Source organism: Rhodococcus sp. NPDC056960, from assembly GCF_042674125.1.
Classification (GTDB): domain Bacteria; phylum Actinomycetota; class Actinomycetes; order Mycobacteriales; family Mycobacteriaceae; genus Rhodococcus_F.
Window position 1 is genome coordinate 1 of sequence record NZ_JBHURF010000088.1, and the last position, 1676, is coordinate 1676.

Sequence of the window (1676 nt, forward strand, 5' to 3'; positions counted from 1 at the left end):
CCTGAATCCGTGGATGATCGCGGTGGCGGATCGGCGTGGGAGATCAGGAAAGTGCCTCGTGAACTGGGATAATCGGGAGTGTCTAGGTCCTGATTGTCCACCACACCACGAGGCACTTTCGGTTGAAATCATCGCACACCTTCCGCGTAGACTCTGCTGTCTTCGATGAGAGGAATCTCGTGTCGTCGGCCGGCCTGGTTCCGGTGCTGGAGTTGGCCGAGCAGGCGGGACTCTCGGAGTTGATCGACGTCCATGTCGACATCGACAGTGCCCGGGTGAAATCGGGCGCGGCCAACCCGGTCGGGAAACTGACCTCGATCATCGCCGGGATGTGCACCGGAGCGGACGTCATCGACGACATGAACCTGCTCCGGGCCGGCGGGATGCCCGCCCTGTTCGATAAGGTCTACGCCCCGTCGACCCTGGGGATCTTTCTGCGCGAGTTCACCTTCGGGCACAGCCTGCAGCTCGGGGCGGTACTGCGTCGGCACCTGATCGCCCTCGCCGCCCGCACCCCGCTGCTACCCGGGATCGAGGACCGGGCGTTCCTCGACATCGATTCGTTGCTGCGCCCGGTCTACGGGCACGCCAAGGAGGGTGCAAGCTACGGGCACGCCAAGGTTTCCGGCCGCACCGTACTGCGGAAAGGCTTGAACCCGCTGGTCACGACGCTGTCCACCGCGCAGGCGGCGCCGGTGGTCACGGAGATGCGGCTGCGCGGCGGCAAGACCGGCTCCGGCCGCGGCGCCGCCTCCCAGCTGCGCTCGGCGATCACCACCGCCCGCGCCTGTGGCGCGACGGGCAAGATCATGGTCCGCGGGGATTCGGCGTTCGGCAACAAGTCCGTCATCGGTGCCGCGATCGCCGCGGGTATCGAGTTTTCCGTGGGCATGAACCGCAATCCCCGGATCACCCGGGCCATCGACGGTATCGACGAGCAGGACTGGGTCCCGGTGCACTACCCCGGTGCAGTCACCGACCCCGAGAGCGGGAAGCTGATCTCCGACGCCGAGGTCGCCGAGGTCGAGTACACGGCGTTCTCCGGCCGCCACCAGGTCACCGCCCGCCTGATCGTGCGCCGGGTCAAGGACGCGAACTATCCCGACGCGTTGTTCCCGGTGTGGCGGTATCACCCGTTCTTCACCAATTCCGACCTGCCGACCGTCGACGCCGACCTCACCCACCGCAAGCACGCGATCGTGGAAACGGTGTTCGCGGACCTGATCGACGGACCGCTCGCGCACATCCCGTCGGGACGGTTTCCGGCGAACTGCGCCTGGGTGACCTGTGCGGCCATCGCGCACAACCTGCTCCGCGCCGCCGGCACCCTCGCCGGTGGCAACCATGCCGTCGCCCGCGGCGCTACCCTGCGTCGTGACCTGGTCAACGTCCCCGCCCGGTTCGCCCGGCCCGCCGGCAAACCCGTCCTGCACCTGCCCGCCCACTGGCCGTGGCAGAAGCAGTGGAACACCCTGTGGTGCTGGGTTATCGGATCGGGAATTGCGCCACCACAACTGGCGTGACTGATCCGTTCCGCCATCCGGCCCGACTCCGAGGACTCCCGACAACGTGGATGAGCTGACACCGGTCAGCGGACCACGCACACACACCGACACCCCGAAGAAACCGAAACCACCACCAATCCCGCCGAAATCACCTCTCCACGGATCGAGGCT

General features: G+C 66.9%; 1 protein-coding gene. It reads left to right on the plus strand.

Annotation, left to right across the window (positions count from 1 at the left end; genetic code table 11):
• Positions 1 to 122 precede the first annotated feature (122 nt).
• The gene (locus tag ACFTWF_RS45020; RefSeq protein ID WP_378467532.1) at positions 123 to 1523 is read left to right on the plus strand and encodes an IS1380 family transposase; all 1401 of its coding nucleotides are present in this window, start codon (positions 123 to 125) and stop codon (positions 1521 to 1523) included.
• The last annotated feature ends 153 nt before the right edge of the window (positions 1524 to 1676 follow it).